Genomic DNA, 16,943 nt, shown 5'->3' with positions numbered 1-16,943 from the left:
CCCCGCAGCGGAATGAGTGCAAACTCGGCGAAACCGCCATCCGCCCGTCGGGCATCGAACCGGATTCCAGGGCCCTTTCGACAAAGGACGACTCTGGAACGGGAGATATGACCCAGACGGATCGCAGGGCATCGGCCGGTACAGCCACGCGACTGCGGAACGAGGGGGCGGTCACAGAGGAAGTGCTGGTGCCGCAGGCACCCCCTGCGGCACGAGCGATCGTCGCCGGGCGCGACACCGGCGGAGACCGGCTCGCCGCACTGGACGGGCTGCGCTTCCTGGCGGCGCTGTCGGTCGTGCTCTTCCACTTCGTCGGCCAGACACCGGCGGCGATGCGGATCATCTGGGGGCGCCCGTACCAGAGCGTCTTCCCAGAGCTGCACGGCTACTTCGCCTTCGGGCGGCTCGGCGTCGACCTGTTCTTCCTGATCAGTGGCTTCGTCATCTGCATGAGCGCGTGGGGGCGCACCCCGCGTGACTTCTTCATCTCCCGCGTCACCCGCCTGTACCCGATGTACTGGATCGCCATCGTGGTGTCGGCGTGCGTCATCTACTTCGCCGACACCCCCTTCGGGCACCCCCACCCGCGCGTCCTGCTCGCGAACTTCACCATGCTCCAGACCCCGCTCGGCGTGTCCAACCTGGACCCCGTCTACTGGACCCTGTGGCCGGAGCTCTGCTTCTACCTCACCTTCGCCGCCGTGGTGTGGAAGGGCCTCAGCCACCAGCGCGTCGTGATCTTCTGCGGGCTGTGGACGGTCGCCGCCGTACTCGCGCCCGCCGCCCACGTCCCGCTGCTCACGCTCGTGGTGAACCCGACCTCCGCCCCGTACTTCATCGCGGGCATGGCCTTCTACCTCATGCACCGCTACCGGCCCACACCTCTGCTGTGGGGCATCGTCGCCATGTCCTGGCTGCTGGCCCTGCACTTCCTGCTGGCCCCCACCGGCGGCCGCAACAACTGGGAGACCTGGGCGCCCTGGCGTGGCTGGCTAGTCCTGGCGGTCACGGTCTTCTTCCTGATGGTCGGCGCGATCGCGCTCGGCTGGACCCGCCGGCTCCGCTGGCGCGGGCTGACCGTCATGGGCACGATGACCTTCCCGCTCTACCTACTGCACGACACGATCGGCATGACCGTCGCGCACCACTTCGGCGACCGGTTCGAACCCCTGCTCCTGGTCGGGGTCACGGTCGTCGCCCTGGTCGTGCTGGCCCATCTCGTGCACCGGTTCGTGGAGCGCCCGATGGTGCGGACCATGCGGCGTTCCCTGAAGAGCGCCGCGTTCGGTCCGCAGCCTCCGGCACGGTGTCGTTGAGTGCCGCTCACCCCTTGCCGCGGCCCCGCGCCTCCGACGGTACGACGGTGTGCGCGAGTTGGGCCCCCACGGGCATCCGTCCGGACACGGCGGGCACGGGGGTGGTGGCGGGAACGGCCCCGTCGGTCTGCCGGAGCTCGGCGAGCAGTTCGTTCTGGCCGGCCAGGAGTTCGGTGAGGATACGGCGGGCCGCGCGCAGCAGTTCGGCGACATCGCCGCCGGCGAGGGCGTAGCGGACCGTCGATCCTTCCCGGATGGACACGACGATGCCGGAGCGACGCAGCACGGCCAGTTGCTGCGAGAGGCTGGACGGCTCGATCTCGATGTCGGCGAGCAGATCGCGTACGGGCACGGGACCGTGCTGGAGCAGCTCCAGGACCCGGATGCGCACGGGGTGCCCGAGCATGCGGAAGAACTCCGCCTTGGCCTGGTAGAGGGGGACTTGCATGAGCGCGTGCTCCCTGCCGCATCGGGGATGGTCCAAGACGCGGTGGCGCCCCGGGGGACGCCACACGGAATGTGCTGTGCAGAGCAGATCCTTCTCGCCCCGGGCCGTGTGCAACCACGACTTGGAATCATGCTGATGTGGTGACTTGAAGAAGTTTTCACATCATGGGCAGACGTCGGCCCGGGGCGCGCGAAGAGCTAGATCTCGAGCTGTTCCTCGACACGCTTGAGCTGGTGGCGGGCCATCGCCAGATTCGAACGGGTCTTGTCCAGCACCAGGTAGAGGAACAGGCCGTTGCCGTTGCGTCCGGTGACCAGGCGGATCAGGTGGTACTGGTCGCCGAGCGTGATCAGCACGTCCTGGATCTGGCTGTTCAGGCCCAACTGCTCCATGGTGCGCACCTTGGCGCGGATCACATCCGTGTTCCCCGCCGCGGCGATGGTGAGATCCAGGTCCTTGCCCCCGCCCAGGGTTCCCAGGGCCATTCCGCTGGTGTAGTCGACGACCGCCGCGCCCAGCGCCCCCTCGACCGCGGTCATCATTTCCTTCAGCGACACTTCCACACTCGCCACGGTGTCTCCCCTTGATCGTCGGCTGAGTCCGGGACGGCGCCGGCCGTCCGGTGAGCGCACCGTAGGCGCGCGTCCGGGGCGTCCGAGGGAAGGTCTTCAACACTGACATCCATTGATCGGGGAGTGTCGTATACGAACACGTTGGCGATCACAACTGACCTTTCGCTTCTCTGTACCCACGCGTTTCGGGGAATCAAGGGATGCGCAGGGCCAGGATGGCGATGTCGTCGTGCTGGTCGTCGCTCAACCGGGTGAGCAGTTCGTCGCGGAAGACCGTCAGCGGTTCACGGGCCAGCGCGGCCGCGTGCTGGCGCAGCCGGGTGAGGCCGCGGCCGATGTCCTCGCCGGGACGTTCGATGAGGCCGTCGGTGTAGAAGAGCAGGGTGCCGCCGGACGGCAGGGCGACCACCGCGGTCTCGCGCCGGAGCGCCGGATCGACTCCCAGAACGGGGGCGTGCCCCTCCTCCAGCAGGAGGGTGCGGCCATCGGGCTGGGCGAGCAGCGGCGGAAGGTGGCCGGCGTTGCTCATGAGCAGCCGCCACGGTTCACCGGGCGGCGTCTCGATCCGGGCGATGACGGCTGTGACGAGTTCGATGCTGGTCAGGCCCTGCATGACCCGGTCCAGACGGTTCATCACCCCGGCCGGATCGTCCCCGCTGTCGTAGGCGAGGGCGCGCAGCATGTTGCGCAACTGGCCCATGCGGACGGCCGCCGCCAGGTCGTGGCCGACCACGTCCCCGATCGCGAGGACCACCGAGCCGTCGGGGAGCGGGAAGGCGTCGTACCAGTCGCCGCCGACCTCGGCCCGCTCGCGGGCGGCCACGTAGCGGGTGGCGAGCTGGAGGTGCCCGAGCCCGGTCAGATCGGGCAGAAGGGAGAGCTGGAGCTGCTCCGCGGTGTGCTGTTGCAGCGCGTACAGACGCGCGTTGTCCAGGGCGAGGCCCGCGCGGTGTCCCAGGTCGGCGGCGAGCGCCTGCTCCTGCTCGTCGAAGGGAACGGCCGGGGCACGGCGTACGAAGGTGAGCGCTCCGAGCGCCTCCCGGCGTACGCCCATGGGCACGATCAACGCGGTCTCGGCGCCCAGCATCCGGTAAAGGGTCCACTGGGCGGAGCGCAGGGAGTCGTCCGGATCGGGCATGTCGAAGTCGGTGACCACGGTCGGGCCCGCGCCGCGCAGCACCTTCGCCAGGGCGGCGGCCGAGTCGTCCGGCCCGGGCAGGAACCCGCCCGGCAGGACCCGCAACACCCGCTCCGCGTCCCGGTCCATGACGGTGAGACGGCGCAGCCCGTTCCCCTCGACCAGGTCGACGACACAGGCGTCGGCCAGATGCGGAACCACCACCCGGGCCACGCGGCGCAGCGCCTCCTCCGCGTCAAGGCCCGAGGCCAGCGCGCGGCTGGCCTCGGCGAGCAGCCGCAGCCTGGCCGCGGCGACCTCCGGCGTGGATCCCGCCGTCGGCTCCGTCGGCTCTGTCGACTGTGAAGGCTTCCGCTTCATCGTGTTCCTTCCTTACGCACCTGTTGTAACACTCTGTCATTCTTCGTCGGGATACTGTGCCGTTCGGTGCGGTGAGGGCCTGCGCCCGGTACGCCGTCGGTGTACGGTGCTGACGTCGAAAGTTTCGTTGTGCTGTACGAAACGGCCGGAACTTCTATTGCGTGGAACCGCGGGGGCCGAGCGGATCGGCGGCTTTCCGGGCATCCGTCCCTCTTTGCCAGTCGTGTGGTGCGTCGATGGCTGGGGCGGAATGGCCAAACCGAGGGGCCCACCTCCCGGGTGTTGTCATGCTCCGGGCCCCATTCCTACGCTTGGGAGCGCTCCCAGTTGTCTCGCGACGTCCCACGCGCCACGCAACATTCGAACCGGCACACCCCACAGCCGATCGCGCATCGTCCTCCGGAGGTCCCCATGCGCTTCCATCGGTCCCGATATCGGCCCAGAGTGTGGGCGGCCGCGGTCCTGGTCGCCACCGCCGGCCTCATCACTCCCTCGCTCACCGCGCAGGCGGGCGCCGCCGAGGGAGCCGTCGGCGCGGCGCAGGTGCTGGCCGGCGGCGAGGACGACGGTGCGGACTGCGCGGTGCCCGACCCGGGTTCTCCGGCGGCCAGTTCCCTGCTGCCGGACCCCTTCAAGAAGCTGAACGGCACGCGCATCGCGGCCAAGGGCGACTGGCGGTGCCGCCGGGCGGAGATCAGCCAGCTGGCGCAGAGGTCCGTCTACGGCCAGAAGCCCGCGAAACCCGCTAGCGTCACGGGCGCGGTGTCGGCGAGCAGCATCACCGTGAACGTGTCGGACCAGGGCAAGAGCGCGAGCTTCTCGGCGAGCGTGAGCCTGCCGAGCGGTTCGGGGCCCTTCCCGGCCGTCATCGTGTTCGGCGGGCTCGGCGCGGACACGGCCACCATCAAGGCCGCCGGCGTCGCCGTCGTCAACTTCGACCCCTACACGGTGGGCAGGGAGGGCACCGCGCGGAACAACAAGCAGGGTGCCTTCTACAGCGTGTACGGCTCGTCCAGCAGTACGGGCCTGCTGATGGCCTGGTCCTGGGGCGTGAGCCGCATCATCGACGTCATCGAGCAGTCGGGCGGCAACATCCTCAAGGCGAGCGCGACCGGAGTGACGGGGTGCTCGCGGTTCGGCAAGGGTGCCATCGTGGCCGGCGCGTTCGACCAGCGCGTCGCCCTGACCATGCCGATCGAGTCGGGAAGCGGCGGTGTGCCCATCCTCCGCGGCATTCCGGGGGAGAGCGGCGCGCAGCCGCTGAGCAGCGCCTACTCGGAACAGCCGTGGCTGGGCGACGCGTTCAGCTCGTACACGGGCAACCCGAACTCCCTGCCGGTGGACACCCACGAAATCCTGGGCATGGTCGCGCCGCGCGGTCTGTTCGTCATGGAGAACCCGTACGTCGACTGGCTGGCCGCCAGGTCGGGAAGCGTGGCGGCGCTGGGCGGGGCCGAGATCTACAAGGCGCTCGGCGCCGGCAGCAACATCACCTACTGGTCGGACGTCCAGGACGGGACCCACTGTGCCGTCAGGCCCGAGTGGAAGACACCGTTGCAGCAGAACCTGCAGAAGTTCCTGCTGGGCACGGGCAACGGCTCCGGCGTGTTCAGAATCGCCGCCGGCAAGTCCGGCAACCTGTCCTCGTGGCGTGACTGGCAGACGCCGGCCCTGACCGACGGCGGAGGCGGCAACGGAGGCGACCCGGGTGGCGGCACGGGGGGAGACCCGGGCGGTGACCCGGGCGGCGGTACGAACCCGGGTGGCGGGGGCACGAACGGTACTTGCACCGCCGCCTACCGCAACGTCAACAGCTGGTCCGGTGGATTCCAGGGTGAGGTGACGGTCCGCAACAACGGCACCAGCACGCTCAACGGCTGGACGGTCGGCCTGAACCTGGCCTCCGGTCAGTCCATCAGCAGCCTCTGGGACGGCGTCAGCACCGGGACCAGCGGATCCGTCACGGTACGCAACGCCTCGTACAACGGCAGCCTCGCGGCCAACGGCACCGTCACCTTCGGCTTCACCGCCACCGGCAACTCCACCCCTGCACCGGGAAACCTCACCTGCAAGAGTCCCTGATAGCCAGTCAGGGCCCGTGACACCCCTGCGTATCCGGGCTCACACATGCGGAAACCCGCGTGTACCACCGGGTCAGCCGGTACCTGGACGGCACCGGCTGACCCGATCCAAATTCCTCTGCCGGGGGTGCCCATCGTGGCAAGCCGGCACGTACGCACGTCCTCCGGAGAGAAGCCGAACGCGGATCGACCGCCACAACCCCCGGAGAGGATGGGCAGCCCACCGGTTGGATATTCACATCCAAGCCTCCAGGTCGGCACACCAGCAAGGAGTTTCCGGGTACGTCACTCCATCAGGGGAGCGCGATCACCGCGCTCCCCTCTCGTCGTGCCACCTGCTGGGATTGCCCGGGTCGTGCGCCCCTTTACTCCATACGGGTGATGGTGGCGAAGGGCCTCTTGTCACCCGATCGGAGGTGTGGGTCACTGTGAGTGTGACACCGGCGGGCTGCCCATCCCCGTGCCAGAAGGACGTTGAGACAGGCAGCTGTTGCCGGTTTTCTCCATGCCCAGGGAAGACGGCGCAGACTGCTGCGCGCCTGGCCATGTGCGCCCGGCGACAGTCCGTTCGTTCCCTCCGGGTCCAGCAGCATTCCTGAGCCGTGTTCTTCCACGCCTGAAGCAGCCCGAACGGGCTGACGGCGCTCGTGTGCCTGCGGCGGTCCGCCTTCTCGGCGGCGACGCGGACGGTGACTGGCCATCCCGCTGGTTCCTCGCACGTCCCCAGCAGAGACGAAGGAGTGTCCCTATGCCCATCTCTCCGAACCAAGGTTCCACCGGCGGAGGCACGCTGGTGACCATCACCGGAACCAACCTCTCCAACACCAGCGCGGTGACGTTCGGTACCAAGCCGGCCACCAGCGTCACCAACGTCTCACCGACCCAGGTCACCGCGGTCTCCCCGTCCGGTGCGGGCGTGGTCGGGGTCACGGTGACCACCCCGGGCGGCACGAGCAACCCGCTGTCGTTCTTCTACGTCGGTGCTCCGTTCAAGTCCGCTCTGAGCACCAGCTCCGGGCCGCTGGCGGGTGGCAACACCATCACCATCAACGGCACCGGCCTGTCGACCGCGACCAGCGTGTCCTTCGGCGCGAACACCGCCACCCCGACGGTGAACTCCGACAGTTCCATCAGCGTCGTCGTGCCCGCGGGCACCGCGGCCGGACCGGTCGGGGTGACCGTGACGACAGCGGGCGGCAGCAACAACGGCCTCTCCTACACCTACATCGACGACCCGACGATCGTGACCGTCAACCCGTCCTCGGGCCCGACCTCCGGCGGAACGGCGGTGACCATCACGGGCACCAACCTCGACAGCACCAGCTCGGTCACCTTCGGCGGCACCGCCGCGCCGTTCTCCGTCCTCAGCTCCACCACCCTGTCGGCGGTCACCCCGCCCGGCACGGCCGGCGCCGTCGACGTGGTGGTCACCAACCCTGCCGGGACCGCCACCGCCGCCGGCGGATTCACCTACGTCGCCGGCCCCGGCATCTGATTCAGCAACCCTGTAACGGGGATGCACACGACACCTGTCCGAGCGCAGTTCCCTCCTGCGCTCGGGCGGGTGTGTCCCCGCACTCGCCGTCGTCGCCCGAACCGGTCCGACACAGATCCGCCGCAGTGCTGCGTGAAGGAGTACAGCCATGGCTGCCCCCACCGTCTCCGCGCTCAGTCCCAACCAGGGGCCGTCCTCCGGCGGGAACACCGTCACCGTCACGGGCACCGGCTTCACCGGTGTGACGGCCGTGCAGTTCGGTGGCGGAGCCGCCACCTCGTTCACCGTCCTCAGCGGCACACAGCTCACCGCGATCCCTCCCTCCGGGACCGGTTCGGTCAACGTCACCGTCACCACCAGCCAGGGCACCAGCACCCAGACCGCCACGTACACCTACCTCGCCGCCCCCACGGTATCGGGCGTGACGCCCAGTCAGGGGCCTGTCTCCGGGGGCACCACGGTGACGCTGACAGGCACCAGCCTGTCGGGGGCGACGGCCGTGCTCTTCGACGGGATCGCTGCGACGTCGTTCACCGTCCTGTCCGCCACGAGGATCGTCGCGGTGACTCCCGCTCACGCGGCCGGTGCCGCGGCGGTCACGGTGACCACCCCCGGCGGAACCAGCAACCCCAACAACCCCACCGCGTACTTCTACTACACGCCTGTGCCGTCGCTGACCGGCATCGAGCCCCCCGCCGGACCCTCGGCCGGCGGCGCCGCGGCGACTCTGACCGGCAGCGGACTCCTCAACGCCACGGCGGTGCGCTTCGACGCGGTGACGGCATCGTTCACCGTCGTCTCCGACACGCAGATCACCCTGGTGACTCCCCCTCACGCGGCCGGCGCCGCGGCGGTCACGGTCACCACCGCCGGCGGCACCAGCAACCCTCTCAGCTACGTCTACCTCGACCCGCCTATCCTCATCTCCGTGACCCCCGGCCAGGGGCCGACGTACGCGGGAGCCGTCGTCACGCTGACCGGCAGCAACCTCACCACCACGACCGGCGTGGAGTTCGGCGGCGTCCCCGCGTCGTTCACCGTGCTCTCCCCGACCAGCGTCACGGCTGTCGCGCCCGCCGGTGCCGCCGGAGCGGTCACCGTCACGGTGACCACTCCCGCGGGCGTCAGCAACGGGCTCACCTACACCCGGACCGCGGGCCCCGCGATCTGACCCATGAGGTCGGCCCGACTCCGGCGCCATCCGACCGCACGTCAATTCGCCGTGACGTGCGGCTGGTTGAAAAAACTTACTGTCCCATAGGATTTTGTTCGTGTCATAGCAGTGTTATGGCTTGAATATGCGCTTTTCTCTTCATGTCTCCCTTCATCGCAGGCGAAGAGTGAAAGGCGTGGTGTTTTGATGCGAAGGCGAAGGCTTACCTTTCTGTCGTTGGCCCTGGGAGCGGTGAGTCTCGGCCTGGCATGTGAGCTGCAAGGGCCTTTGACGGCAGCTGCTTTGGGGCTGTCGGACACGGCGCGCTCAGGGCTCGCTGCCACACACGTGGAACGGAACGCGTTCGGGGCAGCGATTCCCGGGACAGTCACTGCCAGGACGAGCTTGAGCATCCGAGCCCAACCCACGACCAAGTCCGCAGAGCTGGGGAGCTATTCCAGCGGCGCACGGATCAGCGTCTGGTGCCAGGCGGTGGGCGAGAGCGTCGACGGCGACTCGAACTGGTACCGGCTCGCCAATCGCTCGGGCTGGGTGGCCGCCCGCTACGTCAAGGTCTCTGGCCCCGTACCGCCCTGCGGCAAGCCCGGACCCCAGGGCCCGCAGGGCCCGCAGGGCGCGACGGGTGCCACGGGCGCGACCGGCCCTGCCGGGCCGCAGGGCGTCGGTGGTCCTGCCGGTCCTCAGGGCAATACGGGAGCGGCCGGGGCTCAGGGTGCGAGCGGTCCGCAGGGTGTGGGTGGTCCTGCCGGTCCTCAGGGCAATACGGGAGCGGCCGGGGCTCAGGGTGCGAGCGGTCCGCAGGGTGTGGGTGGTTCTGCCGGTCCTCAGGGCAATACGGGGGCGACCGGGGCTCAGGGTGCGAGCGGTCCGCAGGGTGTGGGTGGTCCTGCCGGTCCTCAGGGTGACACGGGTGCGACGGGTCCTCAGGGCAATACGGGCGCGACGGGTGACACGGGCGCGACCGGCCCTGCCGGTCCGCAGGGTGTCAACGGCGCTGCCGGGCCGCAGGGCGTCGGTGGTCCTGCCGGTCCGCAGGGCAATACGGGGGCGACCGGGGCTCAGGGTGCGAGCGGTCCGCAGGGCGTGACCGGTGCTGCCGGTCCGCAGGGTGTCAACGGCGCTGCCGGGCCGCAGGGTGTGGGTGGTCCTGCCGGTCCGCAGGGTGACACGGGTGCGACGGGTCCTCAGGGCAATACGGGCGCGACGGGTGACACGGGCGCGACCGGCCCTGCCGGGCCGCAGGGCGTCGGTGGTCCTGCCGGTCCTCAGGGCAATACGGGTGCCACTGGCGCTCAGGGTGCGACGGGTCCTCAGGGTGACATCGGGGTGACCGGTCCGCAGGGCGCTACGGGTACTACGGGTGCGACCGGTCCTCAGGGCAACACGGGTGCGACCGGTCCTCAGGGCAATACGGGAGCGACTGGCGCTCAGGGTGCGACGGGTCCGCAGGGTGACATCGGGGTGACCGGTCCGCAGGGCGCTACGGGTACTACGGGTGCGACCGGTCCTCAGGGCACCACCGGTGCCACCGGTCCGCAGGGTGCCACCGGCCCGCAGGGCGACACGGGCGGGACCGGCCCGCAGGGCACCACCGGTGCCACCGGTCCGCAGGGTGCCACCGGCCCGCAGGGCGCGTCGGCCGGCGCCAACGTCACTCAGGTCGTCGGAGGCGACGCGACGCTGGCGCCTGGCCAGACGCTGGCCTTGGTCGTCGTGTGTCCGGCCGGTCAGAAGGCGGTCAGCGGGGGCTGGGTCGGGGGTGACGAGGTCATCCCCGTGAACAGCTACCAGAGCACGAGTACGAACCCCGGCGACAGCTGGACCGTGAACTTCCACAACACCTCCGCCACCCAGAGCTACGACGTCACCCCCCTTGCCTACTGCTCGCCGTGACGGCCTGCTCCGCGGCTGAGAAGTGAGCGGAGGCGCGGGCCCCGGTCGGCCCAGCCAGGGCCCGACCGGGGCCCCGAGCGCTTCCGGGACCCGGTCGAGTCGTCGGCTTCACCGTCAGGCGGCCCCACGGCGGACGGCGCGCGAGGATGGAAGGAGAGACATATCCATACCGGATCACAGGAGAGGAGGAGCGGGGATGGTTACGGCAGCTGAGACCGTGCTCGAGCCCACCGAGCGTGTCCGGGCCCAGAAGAAGATGTCGGACGCTGGACTGACCACGCTCGAGCCTGCTGCACGCGTGCGGGCCCAGAAGGGGCATTACCCGACCCAGAGCAGGCGGGTGTTCACCGGCCGTGCGCAAGCCCAGCAGGACGGGGCCGGTGAGGCCCATCCTGACGGGGGTTTCCACCTGGGCACTCGCGTGTTCCGCGCCCCGGTTCCGATCCCGCACCTCAGTCTGGGGGACGTGCCCACCCGGGACCTGGTCTTCTACGGGGGCCTCGGAGCCCTCACCGTCGCAGGAGCCCTGGAATGGCCGGTCGCCCTGGCCGTCGGGGGAGCCGCCTGGCTCGTGCGCGGCAGGCGGAAGGAAGGGCGCTGACACCGCGAAGCCAGAAGGGAGCAACGCCCGGCAGCGTGAGGCTGCCGGGCGTTCCCGGTGACACCGGCGTCAGGGGCTCGTGAGGACGACGAGCTGCCGGGTCGCTCTGGTCATGGCGACATAGCGGTCGATCGCTCCTGCCACGCCCTCGCTGAACCTGTCCGGGTCGACGAGGACGACCAGGTCGAATTCGAGCCCCTTCGACAGCTCCGGGGTGAGTGACCGGACACGGGACGTGGTCCTGAACGTGGGATCGCCGATGACACAGGCGATCCCGTCGGCATGTGCGGCCAGCCAGGTGTCGACGATCGAGCGCAGCTCCGAGGTGGATCCGCGCACGACGGGGACGCCGCCGCTGCGGACCGAGGTCGGCACGTTGGCGTCCGGGAGCACGGCCCGGACGACCGGCTCGGCCTCCGCCATGATCTCCTGCGGCGTGCGGTAGTTGATGCTCAGGGACGCCAGGTCGATCCGGTCGAGACCGATCCGTTGGAGCCGTTCCCGCCACGACTCCGTGAACCCGCGCCTGGCCTGGGCCCGGTCCCCGACGACGGTGAAGCTCCGCGACGGGCACCGCAGCAGCAGCATCTGCCACTCCGCGTCGGTCAGTTCCTGAGCTTCGTCCACGACGATGTGCGCGAACGGTCCGGCCAGCAGGTCCGGGTCGGCGGTGGACAGTTCGGACTCGTCGACCAGGCTGACCTCGGCGTCCTCACCGCGCAGCATCGTCACCAGACCCTCGCCGTCGTCACCGTCGGCCCCGGAGTCGGCCGCGGCGGCGATCAGGTTGTCGACGACCTGCGTCATGCGCTCCCGCTGGGCGGCGAGGACGGCCGCGTGCCGGGCCTTGCGCCGCGATGTCTCCGCATCACCGAGCCGCTGCCGCGCCGCGTCCAGCAGTGGCAGGTCGGACACCGTCCAGGCCTGGGCGTCCGGGCGCTGGAGCTTCTCGACGTCGTCGCGGCCGAGCCAGGGGGCGCACATGCGCAGATAGGCGGGCACGGACCACAGGTCTCCGACGAGGTCGGCCGCTTCGAGCAGCGGCCAGGCGCGGTTGAGGGCGGTCAGCAGTTCCCGGTTGCGCGTCAGGGACGTGCGGAGCCGGTCGGCCGGGACGGCGCCCTCGTGCCCGTCCACTTCGTGCCTGTCCGCCAGGATCGTGACCAGCTCCTCCCGGATCTGGTCGCGCGCCTCGTTGTGCGGGGTGCCGGGTTCGACCGCCGCGAACGCCGCCGCCCAGTCGTCGGCGCTCAGCCGGACGTCGGACCAGGGGGTCGTGACCGTCATCCCCTCCGCGGGTGGCTCCTCGTAGAACCTGACGGCCTTCTCGATCGCCTTCACCATGTCCGCGGACGACTTCAGGAGGGCCACGTCCGGGTCGCTCTCGACGGCCGCCGCGGCTCCCTCGGCGACGAGGTCGCGCAGGGTGCAGGTCCGCACGCCCTCCTCGCCGAGGCTGGGGAGGACGTCGGCGACGTAGCCGAGGTAGGGCTGGTGCGGGCCGACGAACAGCAGGCCGCCGCGGCGGTGGCCGAGGCGGGGGTCGGAGTGGAGGAGGTAGGCGGCGCGGTGCAGGGCGACGACGGTCTTGCCGGTGCCCGGACCGCCGTCCACGACGAGTGCGCCGCGGGAGCCCGCACGGATGATGGCGTCCTGGTCGGCCTGGATGGTGCCGAGCACGTCGCGCATCCGGGACGACCGGCTGCCGCCCAGGCCGGCGATGAAGGCGGACTGGTCGTCGAGCGCGGCGTGCCCGGCGATGTCGTCCGCGGCGAACACCTCGTCCCAGTAGTCGCTGATCCGCCCGCGGGTCCAGCGGTATCTGCGGCGGCTCCTCAGCCCCATCGGACGGGCGTGGGTGGCTCCGAAGAACGGCTCGGCCGCGGGGGAGCGCCAGTCGAGCAGCAGCCGGCGCCCCGCGCTGTCCGTGAGGCCGAGCCGTCCGACGTACAGGGGCTCGGGGTGGTCCGTGCCGACCATGCGACCGAGGCACAGGTCCAGACCGAAGCGGCGCAGGGTGCGCAGCCGTGCGGTCAGCCGGTGGATCTCCAGGTCCCGGTCCAGCGCCTGCCGGCCCGTGCCGCCGGGTGCCCTGCGTTCGGCGGCGAGGCGGTCGGACACCTCGGCGATCGACTGCTCAAGGCACTCCGCGAGGGCCGCGAAGTGCTGCTCGTCGCCGGCGACGAGTGCCGGGTCGGCCTTGGGGGAGAGGCGGTCGGGCAGGTCGAAAGCGCTGGTGGTGAGGGGGTTCATGGGCTCTTGGGTTCCGATCTGAGGTCGCTTGCGACCGTCGCGTGCGGCACAGGACCGACGCGCCCGCATGGCTCACGCGGGCACCGGCGGAATCCTGGTTTTCGGCTTCGGCCGGTGATTGTGCGGCACGACGGGGGCCTTGCCGCAAGCCCCCCAGTGGGCTATACGTTGAAAGTGGAAAGGAGTTGGTGAACTCCTTTCCCTTTCTTTTTGCCGTCGTACACCGACCCACCAGGGCGAGCAGTTCGGGGACCCGCAGGTCTTGCCGCACCTCTTCGGTCCGAACGGCCGCTGCCGGCAGGGTGCCGGCGGCCTCGGTCACTCAACCACCCTGATGAAGCTGCTCAGTTACCTGAAGAAGCGGGACGGGATCACCAGCGAGGCGTTCAAGGAGCACTACGAGAACAACCATGTACCGCTCATCCTGAGCCTCGCTCCGTCACCCCTCGTGTACAAGCGGCACTACCTGATCCGCGGCGACGCGTTCAATCTGCGCGAGGACGGGGTCGACTTCGACGTGGTGACCGAGAGGGGCTGGGAGGACCGCGACGCCTTCCAGGCATGGATGGCGGCCGTTTCCGACGAGCGGGTGGGCATGGACGAGGAGCGGTTCCTCGACCGGTCCCGGACCCGCGCGGTTCTGGTCGAGGACCGGGTGACGGCGGGCTGAGCCCGTTGCCCGACCGAACGTCTCAGGAAAGCCCGGGAAAGCCCCGGCAGACACCGAAGAGGGCTGCCGGGGCTTTCCCCGCGTCCGCATCCGGCTCCCGTCGCCCGGCCGTCTCAGCCGCCGACATCATCCCCAGCGGTGATCCCCGTTCCCCTCCCCGTCGCCCTGGGTGTCGGGAAGCGTCGGCGGTCCGGTGTCCGGCGCGGTTCTCGCCACCATCTCGGCAAGTCGCCTGCTGGCTTCCTGGATCTTCTCCTGGGCCTGGTTTCGCTCCGTGATGGCCGTGGAGAGCAGCAGCGCGGTCAGCGCGGCGGCGCCGTTGTAGGCCTGCAGCGCGATCATGCCGGTGAGCGTGGTGTGTCCCGCGAACGGGCCTGCCTTGTGCGTGGCGGCGAGGATGGCGAAGGTGGACACGGCCAGCGCGCAGGGCGTGGCTCCGGCGCGCTGGAAGCGGAAGGCTGCCCAGGTCAGCAGCGGGAAGCCGAGGAAGAGCAGCGGTGCGGGGGAGGTCTGGAGGAGACCGACGCCGATGGTGGCCGCGACGAGCAGCGATCCCTCCGCCCATCTGGAGGGCGGTGCGTCCTTCGGCCGGCGGGCCGAGCGGAGGGCGAGCAGCAGCGGTGTGACCAGCAGGACGCCCATGGCGTCGCCGGTCCACCAGACCCACCACGTCAGCCAGAACCCGCCGGCAGGCTGCGCGTGAGCGAGACTCAGGCTGCCGCTGCCCACGGTCGCGCTGATGAGCATGCCGGCGAACGCGCCGAGGAAGACCAGCGCGAGCGCGTCCTGGAAGCGGTTCATCCGGGTGCGGAACCCGGTGCCGCGAAGGAGCGCGTAGGAACAGAGGGGCGCGAGAGTGTTGCCTGCCGTGATCGCGAGCACGGCGGGTGTCGACGGGCCCAGCGGGAGGTCGATCAGGAGGGCGCCGAGCGCGATCCCGGGCCAGACCCGCAGGCCCATCAGGAGCAGGCCGGCCAGGGCGATCACGGTCGGCGGCCACAGCGGCGTGACCTGGCCGCGCATGAACTGTTGGAGGAGTCCCAGCCTGCCGGAGGCGTAGTACAGCGCGGCAACGGCGACGATCTGCAGGACTCTGAGACCACCGCTGCGGAGTGTGTCGCGGCTCGCGACAGTCATCGGGAGGTCTTCCCCTCGGGCCTGCTCCGTCGCTCACCGTTCGCTGAGCGCGGGGTGCGCACGGCGAGGATGGCCATGTCGTCGTGCGCGTCGCTGGGGTGGTGGTCGGCGAGAGCCTGCACGAAGTCCCGCAGAGGCAGGGCCGCGTGAGTGGTGGCGAGTTCGGCGAGTTCGTCCAGGCTCTCGTCGAGGGGGTGGTCGGGGTGTTCGATGAGCCCGTCGGTGAAGAAGACCACGGTGGTGTCCGGGGGCAGGGGGTGGGTGTGGTCGGGGCGGCGCTGCCCGACGTCGACGTTCAGTGGCAGTCCGGGCTCCGCGAACAGGTATTCCGCCCGGCCGCCCGGGGCGATCAGCAACGGGGGGATGTGACCCGCGGAACTCCAGTGCAGCCTCCAGGCAGCCCCCGAGGGTTCGATGCGCGCCAGGCTGGTGGTGGTGACGGGGTTGTCGGTGATGGCCTCCAGGGTGCGGTCGAGCTGGGCGAGGACCGTGCTGGGCGGAGTGAGCAGGGTGAACAGCAGGGCGCGCAGCATGTTGCGGGTGGAGGCCATGGCGGCGGCCGCGTGCAGATCGTGACCGACCACGTCGCCGATGACGACCGCCACCGCGCCGTCCGGCAGCAGGATGGCGTCGTACCAGTCGCCGCCCACATGGTGGGGTTTGGCGGCGGGCCGGTAGATCGCGGCGGCGTCGAAGGGCCGCATGTCGGGCAGCGTCGGCAGCAGACGCCGCTGGAACTGTTCGGATCCGGCACGAACCTGTTCGAAGAGCCGGACGTTCTCAATCGCGATACCGGCGGCGCTGGCGAGGGCGATGACGATGGTCTGGTCGTGGACGTCGAAGGGCTGTCCGTCGCGCCGCTCGGAGAGGTAGAGGTCGCCGTAGATTCCGCCGCGGACGCTGATGGCGACGCCCAGCAGGGTGCGCATGGGCGGGTGGCCGGGCGGCAGGCCGACCGAGGACGGGTGGGAGGAGATGTCGTCCACCCGCAAGGGCTGGGGGTGGTGGATCAGGTGCCCGAGCACGCCCAGACCGCGGGGAAACGCCACATCGGCCAGGGCCGCCCGCTCCTGCCCGGACAGGCCGACGGCGATGAACGACTCCAGGAACTCGCCGGACTCGTCAAGGACTCCCAGCGCCCCGTAGCGGGCGCCGGTCAGTTCCATGGCGGTGGTCACGATGCGGTGCAGTACCGCGGGCAGCTCCACCTCCCGGGTGATGGCCACCACCGCCTCCAGCAGGCCCTGAACCCGGTGTTTGGCGGCGGCCAGAGCTCGCAGCTGCTCATCGATCCGGCCCAGCTCGACGTCCAGACCCGCCAGCAGGTCGGGGCGGGGCGGCCGCTGAGCGCCCTCCCTCTTCCGGCCCGCCGCCATCACGATCGCCTGCTGGAGCGGTGCTCGCTCTCGCCGGCCTTCAACCGGCGGGGGACTCGCTCGGCGGTGGCATCGACGGTCCTGGTGGGGGTCATGTGCTCGTGCCCTTCGTCGTCGCACGCCTCGTCACCGGCTCCCACGGGTTTCCCCCACGGCGGCGGCCGCCACTCACGCGATCTGCGCACCCACAGTCTCCTGACACGACCGTGATCAACCCGCACAGAGTGGCGCGGCCGGACAGCCCGAGCCGCTTATTACGCTGAAAGCGGCATGTCACACACCGTCATACAGGCCGGCTGCCGGTTCTCGTGTTCGTGGCGTGCCGGGCCGCTGCACACCGTCCCGCGCGAGGCGTGCGCCCACACCAGCGGGGCGTGGACCGAACGTTTCCGGCCCACGCCCCGCCTTCCTGCCCGCGGAAGGGTGTTG

General features: G+C 70.3%; 14 protein-coding genes. 7 read left to right on the top strand and 7 right to left on the bottom strand.

The features are described 5' to 3' along the window. The first annotated feature begins 188 nt into the window (after positions 1–188). Entirely contained in the window at positions 189–1,316 is a 1,128-nt protein-coding gene (locus tag ACIP4X_RS18805; protein WP_358734172.1) for an acyltransferase, read from the top strand. A gap of 7 nt (positions 1,317–1,323) precedes the next feature. Here ACIP4X_RS18805 and ACIP4X_RS18800 read toward each other — a convergent pair whose 3' ends face one another. From ACIP4X_RS18800 to ACIP4X_RS18790, 3 genes are all read right to left on the bottom strand, one after another. Continuing rightward, positions 1,324–1,764 (bottom strand): metalloregulator ArsR/SmtB family transcription factor, encoded by a 441-nt coding sequence (locus ACIP4X_RS18800; RefSeq protein ID WP_358734174.1) that lies wholly within the window; start codon positions 1,762–1,764, stop codon positions 1,324–1,326. 197 nt (positions 1,765–1,961) lie between these two features. Beyond that, positions 1,962–2,336, bottom strand: a complete 375-nt coding sequence (locus ACIP4X_RS18795; protein ID WP_358734175.1) for a hypothetical protein — start codon at positions 2,334–2,336, stop codon at positions 1,962–1,964. 193 nt (positions 2,337–2,529) lie between these two features. Further along, positions 2,530–3,834: a GAF domain-containing SpoIIE family protein phosphatase gene (locus ACIP4X_RS18790; RefSeq protein WP_358734177.1), complete on the bottom strand. Its 1,305-nt coding sequence runs from the start codon at positions 3,832–3,834 to the stop codon at positions 2,530–2,532. Positions 3,835–4,245: 411 nt separating this feature from the next. On the opposite strand from ACIP4X_RS18790, the gene ACIP4X_RS18785 reads away from it, so the two are divergent. From ACIP4X_RS18785 to ACIP4X_RS18765, 5 genes are all read left to right on the top strand, one after another. After that, entirely contained in the window at positions 4,246–5,916 is a 1,671-nt protein-coding gene (locus ACIP4X_RS18785; RefSeq protein ID WP_358734179.1) for a cellulose binding domain-containing protein, read from the top strand. A 747-nt stretch (positions 5,917–6,663) separates the two neighbouring features. Further along, positions 6,664–7,410, top strand: coding sequence for an IPT/TIG domain-containing protein (locus ACIP4X_RS18780; RefSeq protein ID WP_358734181.1), 747 nt, complete (start codon positions 6,664–6,666; stop codon positions 7,408–7,410). Between the two features lie 148 nt (positions 7,411–7,558). Continuing rightward, complete coding sequence (locus ACIP4X_RS18775; RefSeq protein WP_391455606.1) at positions 7,559–8,581, top strand: IPT/TIG domain-containing protein; 1,023 nt, start codon at positions 7,559–7,561, stop codon at positions 8,579–8,581. A 1,464-nt stretch (positions 8,582–10,045) separates the two neighbouring features. Beyond that, positions 10,046–10,477, top strand: coding sequence for a hypothetical protein (locus ACIP4X_RS18770; protein WP_358734185.1), 432 nt, complete (start codon positions 10,046–10,048; stop codon positions 10,475–10,477). 196 nt (positions 10,478–10,673) lie between these two features. Further along, a complete protein-coding gene (locus tag ACIP4X_RS18765) occupies positions 10,674–11,078 on the top strand; it encodes a hypothetical protein (protein WP_358734186.1) in 405 nt (134 codons plus the stop codon). Between the two features lie 69 nt (positions 11,079–11,147). On the opposite strand, the gene helR is transcribed toward ACIP4X_RS18765, so the two are convergent. Further along, positions 11,148–13,331 carry an RNA polymerase recycling motor ATPase HelR gene (gene helR / locus ACIP4X_RS18760; RefSeq protein WP_358734188.1) on the bottom strand — a complete coding sequence of 728 codons (2,184 nt, stop codon included), beginning with the start codon at positions 13,329–13,331 and terminating at the stop codon, positions 11,148–11,150. Between the two features lie 334 nt (positions 13,332–13,665). On the opposite strand from helR, the gene ACIP4X_RS18755 reads away from it, so the two are divergent. Beyond that, positions 13,666–14,001 carry an EthD domain-containing protein gene (locus ACIP4X_RS18755; protein WP_358734190.1) on the top strand — a complete coding sequence of 112 codons (336 nt, stop codon included), beginning with the start codon at positions 13,666–13,668 and terminating at the stop codon, positions 13,999–14,001. Between the two features lie 126 nt (positions 14,002–14,127). Here the strand turns inward: ACIP4X_RS18755 and ACIP4X_RS18750 are convergent, their stop codons facing one another. The 3 genes from ACIP4X_RS18750 to ACIP4X_RS18740 are packed head-to-tail and all read right to left on the bottom strand — an operon-like array spanning position 14,128 to position 16,699. Then, positions 14,128–15,138 (bottom strand): MASE1 domain-containing protein, encoded by a 1,011-nt coding sequence (locus tag ACIP4X_RS18750; protein WP_401349469.1) that lies wholly within the window; start codon positions 15,136–15,138, stop codon positions 14,128–14,130. Then, positions 15,135–16,514, bottom strand: a complete 1,380-nt coding sequence (locus ACIP4X_RS18745) for a GAF domain-containing SpoIIE family protein phosphatase (RefSeq protein ID WP_358734194.1) — start codon at positions 16,512–16,514, stop codon at positions 15,135–15,137. Before ACIP4X_RS18745 ends, ACIP4X_RS18750 begins: the two co-directional genes overlap by 4 nt. Then, complete coding sequence (locus ACIP4X_RS18740) at positions 16,514–16,699, bottom strand: hypothetical protein (protein WP_391455612.1); 186 nt, start codon at positions 16,697–16,699, stop codon at positions 16,514–16,516. Before ACIP4X_RS18740 ends, ACIP4X_RS18745 begins: the two co-directional genes overlap by 1 nt. Positions 16,700–16,943: the final 244 nt, after the last annotated feature.

This window comes from Streptomyces sp. NPDC088817, assembly GCF_044750345.1.
Classification (GTDB): Bacteria; Actinomycetota; Actinomycetes; order Streptomycetales; family Streptomycetaceae; genus Streptomyces.
This window is presented reverse-complemented; position numbering and strand designations above follow the sequence as displayed.